Annotated in this window: 4 protein-coding genes; all 4 read left to right on the top strand. The window is 68.4% G+C overall.

The annotated features are described in order from the left end of the window. The coding region (locus GPA_RS02430; RefSeq protein WP_083808865.1) for an AMP-binding protein at window positions 1-1,166 on the top strand (1,166 nt) is incomplete at its 5' end. A gap of 16 nt (window positions 1,167-1,182) precedes the next feature. Next, window positions 1,183-2,355 (top strand): D-alanyl-lipoteichoic acid biosynthesis protein DltB, encoded by a 1,173-nt coding sequence (dltB, locus tag GPA_RS02425; RefSeq protein ID WP_015538832.1) that lies wholly within the window; start codon window positions 1,183-1,185, stop codon window positions 2,353-2,355. Beyond that, window positions 2,348-2,602, top strand: a complete 255-nt coding sequence (gene dltC, locus GPA_RS02420; RefSeq protein ID WP_015538831.1) for a D-alanine--poly(phosphoribitol) ligase subunit DltC — start codon at window positions 2,348-2,350, stop codon at window positions 2,600-2,602. Before dltB ends, dltC begins: the two co-directional genes overlap by 8 nt. Before the next feature lies 1 nt (window position 2,603). Next, window positions 2,604-3,884: a D-alanyl-lipoteichoic acid biosynthesis protein DltD gene (dltD, locus tag GPA_RS02415; protein WP_015538830.1), complete on the top strand. Its 1,281-nt coding sequence runs from the start codon at window positions 2,604-2,606 to the stop codon at window positions 3,882-3,884. The last annotated feature ends 14 nt before the right edge of the window (window positions 3,885-3,898 follow it).

Raw genomic sequence — 3,898 nt, 5'->3', positions numbered from 1 at the left:
TGCGCGCGATCGCGTCGGCTCCCGGCACGATGCGCGCTCCCGAACGGAGCCGCTGGGTGACGGGCGAGGAGACGCAGTACCTCATCTTCACGTCCGGCTCCACCGGCCGGCCGAAGGGCATCGAGGTGAGCGCCCGCAACGTGGCCTGCTTCATGGCGTGGGTGCGCACGTTTCCCGTGATAGCGGAGGGTGGCCGGGTGTTCCTCGACCAGCCGCCGTACTCCTTCGACCTGTCCGAATACGAGGTGGTGGGCGCGCTGTCCACGGGCGGCTGCCTGCACGCCGTCTCGCGCGAGAAGACGGAGGACCTGCGCGCCCTGTTCGCCGACCTGCGCTCCTCGGGCGTGGAGGTGTGGACGTCCACGCCCTCGTTCGCCGATCTGTGCCTTGCCGACAAGAGCTTCGCCCAGGAGCTGCTGCCCGACGTGCGCCTGTTCCTGTTCTGCGGCGAGGCCCTGCGCCATTCCACGGCCGCGGCCCTGCGCGAACGTTTCCCGCGCGCCCGCATCGTGAACACCTACGGCCCCACCGAATCCACCGTGGCCGTCACCTGCGTCGAGATCGGCGCGGCGGAGCTGGCCGACGCGCGCCCGCTGCCGGTGGGCACGGCGCGTCCCGGCACCGAGCTCTTCATCGTCGATCCCGAGACGGGCGCGCCCTGCGCCGCCGGGCAGACGGGCGAGATCGTCATCGTGGGCGACACGGTGGCCAAGGGCTATTTCCGCAACCCCGAGAAGACGGCGGCGGCGTTCTTCGAGACGCGGCTTTCCGACGGCACGCCGACGCGCGGCTACCGCACGGGCGATGCGGGCCATCTCGACGAGAGCGGCATGCTGTACTGCGACGGGCGCTTCGATTCGCTCGTGAAGGTGAACGGATTCCGCATCGAGCTCGAGGATGTGGAGGAGAACCTCGGCGCGCTTCCGCTCGTGAAGCAGGCGGCCGTCGTGCCCGTGCGTCGCAAAGAGCGCATCGTGTACCTGAAGGCGTGCGTCGTGCTGCAGGAGCGTCCTGCGGGCACCGACTTCGAGATCGGCCGCCTCATCAAGGCGCGGCTCGCCGAGCGCGTGCCCGGCTACATGGTGCCGCGGGCCGTGTCGCTCGTGGGGGAGCTGCCGCTCACCTGCAACGGCAAGGTGGACCGCAAAGCGCTGGCCGAGGCATGAGGCATGGCGGGCATCGATGACGTTCTACGCCGATCCGAGCTTCTTCGCGCTGCTGGCGCTGGCCGTGGCGGGCGCCGCCTTCCTCGGCCTGCGCGAGAAACCGCTCGCACGCTACGGCATGGCCGCCTCGGTCGTGTTCCTGGCATGCCTGTTCTGCAAGGACCTTCCGGGTTTGATCGCCGCTGCGGGCTTCGTGGTCGTGGCCGTGCTGTCGATGCGCTGGGTGCTGGCCGCGCCGCGTTCCAACCTGCGCTTCGCCGTCGCGTTCGCGCTCACGCTGCTGCCGCTCGTGTCGGCGAAGGCGGGCGCGGTGTTCGATCAGAACCTGCTGGGCTTCATGGGCGTGTCCTACCTCACGTTCAAGGCGCTGCAGGTGATGTTCGAGGTGCGCGACGGCGTGATCAAGGAATGCGGGCTGTTCGATTACCTGTACTTCCTGCTGTTCTTCCCCGTGTTCACGTCGGGCCCCATCGACCGGTCGCGCCGCTTCGCCGAGGACGCGCGGGCGGTGCGCTCGCGCGACGAGTACGCGGGCCTCTTGGCGCGCGGCATCCTGCTCGTGCTCGTCGGGCTCGTGTACACCTTCGTCGTGGCCGCGTGGCTGCACCGCTTCTACGTCCCCGCAACGTGGGGCTCGGGGCCGTTTTTGACCGAGCTGGCCGCGCAGGTGCAGACGGCGTACGTGTACGGGCTGTACCTGTTCTTCGACTTCGCGGGGTACAGCCTCATGGCGATGGGGGCGAGCTACTGCTTCGGCATCCGCACGCCGCGCAACTTCCGCGCCCCGTTCGCCTCGCTCGACATCAAGGACTTCTGGAACCGGTGGAACATCACGCTGTCGTTCTGGCTGCGCGACTTCGTGTTCATGCGCTTCTCGCGGCTCGCGCTCAAGAAGCGCTGGTTCGCGAGCCGCCTGACCACGGCGTGCTGGGGCTTCGTGTTCGACATGGCCCTCATGGGCGCCTGGCACGGCCTGACGGCCGACTACCTGCTGTACGGCCTGTTCCACGGCCTGCTGCTGGCCGGCACGGAAGTGTTCCAGAAGAAATCGAAGTTCTACAAGAAGCATAAGAACAACCCCGCGTTCAAGGCGCTGTCCTGGTTCGTCACCTTGCAGTTGGTGATGTTCGGGTTCGCGCTGTTCTCGGGGCAGATAACGATGCTCGTGAAGGGAGCGTTCCATGGCTGAGACGGATCATGCGGAACTCGAGGAGAAGATGCTCGACATCCTGGAGGAGGTGTGCGGCGACGACGAGGTGCGCGCCCGTCGCGACGAGGACCTGTTCGCCCTCGGGCTGCTCGACTCGATGGGGGCCATCGAGCTGCTGGTGGACATCGAGGACGTCTTCGGCGTGTGCATCGCGCCCACCGAGGTGGAGCGCGACGAGATGAACACGGTGAACCTCATCATCCATCAGGTGGAGATCAGGCTCTAGGATGGCGAAGCCGTCGAACAACCGGGGCGCGGCGCCAACGGGCATGGCGCTCCTGCGCGGCGTTCTCGTCGGGCTGCTCGTGGCCGCGCTCGTGCTGACGGGCGCGTGCTTCGCGTTGCCGCCGCAGGACGCGCACGACCCCGCGCGCCTGTACGACTACGTGTACTCGGGCGTGAAGTCCGAGAGCACGGCATTCACGCTGTCTGCCATGAGCGACGACGGGCATGTGGCGTTCGGGTCGTCGGAGTTCTTCATCTCGAAGGACAAGGTGGCGCAGTGCCCGCAGGCGGTGTTCGGCGAGCAGGTGTGCGGCGTGGACCTCGCGTACGTGGGCGAGGCCTACGATCAGAGCCTGTGGCAGGCCATCGCGGCCGGCGCGTACGGCAGCGCGGTGCAGAACAAGAAGGCGATGCTGGTCGTGTCTCCGCAGTGGTTCTTCAAGAACAACGGGGACCAGGGCAAGTTCGCCTCGAAGTTCTCGTCGACGCTGTACCGGCAGTTCGCGGGCAACCCGAACGTCTCGGACGAGACGAAGGCGTACGTGCGCTCGCGCGTCGAGCAGCTGGGCGTGGACGCGAAGACGACGGCCGCCGCGCACCACGACACCGTGCTCGACGCGGTCAACGACGTGGCGGGTGCACTCGCCGACGACCTGAGCCTGCGCGCCCAGCTCCCGGGCGTCGTGGAGAAGGCGCCGCTCAAGAGCCCCGTGCGCGCCGCCGGGGCGCCCACGGGCGAGCCCGATTGGAACGCGCTGCTCGCGCAGGCCGACGCGTCGGGCGACGAGGCGTGCACGACGAACGGCTACGGCATCTACGACGCGTACTGGGAGAAGAACTCCGGGTACGACGTGGAGCGCGGGCAGAACTTCTCCGAGGCCGACGACGAGTACGCCGACTTCTCGTGCTTCCTCGACGTATGCCGCGAGGTGGGCCTCGAGCCGCTCGTGGTCATCCTGCCCGTGCACGGCGCCTGGTACGACCGCGAGGGCGTGCCCGCGAGCGAGCGGCAGGCGTACTACGAGCGCATCCGCGGGCTGTGCGACAAGGCGGGCGCGGCCTACGCCGACTTCTCCACCTGCGAGTACGAGAAGTACTTCCTCTGCGATACCGTGCACCCCGGATGGCGCGGATGGGTGCGCATCGAGCAGGCGTTCTACGACTTCGTGCACGATCGCGACGACGCGTTCCTCGGCGGGGGCTCCTTCGGCGCGGCGGAAGGGCTCTACGCGGCGGGCAACGCGGGCGCCTCGCTCGTCGGCGCGGGGGAGGAGGCCTCGTGATGGCGCGGGCGAAA

The organism is Gordonibacter pamelaeae 7-10-1-b, from assembly GCF_000210055.1.
Classification (GTDB): Bacteria; Actinomycetota; Coriobacteriia; order Coriobacteriales; family Eggerthellaceae; genus Gordonibacter; species Gordonibacter pamelaeae.
This window is presented reverse-complemented; position numbering and strand designations above follow the sequence as displayed.

Coding starts and splice junctions, on each gene's coding strand:
- dltB (WP_015538832.1), top strand. CDS start 1,183: ATGACGTTCTACGCCGATCCGAGCTTCTTCGCGCTGCTGGCGCTGGCC.
- dltC (WP_015538831.1), top strand. CDS start 2,348: ATGGCTGAGACGGATCATGCGGAACTCGAGGAGAAGATGCTCGACATC.
- dltD (WP_015538830.1), top strand. CDS start 2,604: ATGGCGAAGCCGTCGAACAACCGGGGCGCGGCGCCAACGGGCATGGCG.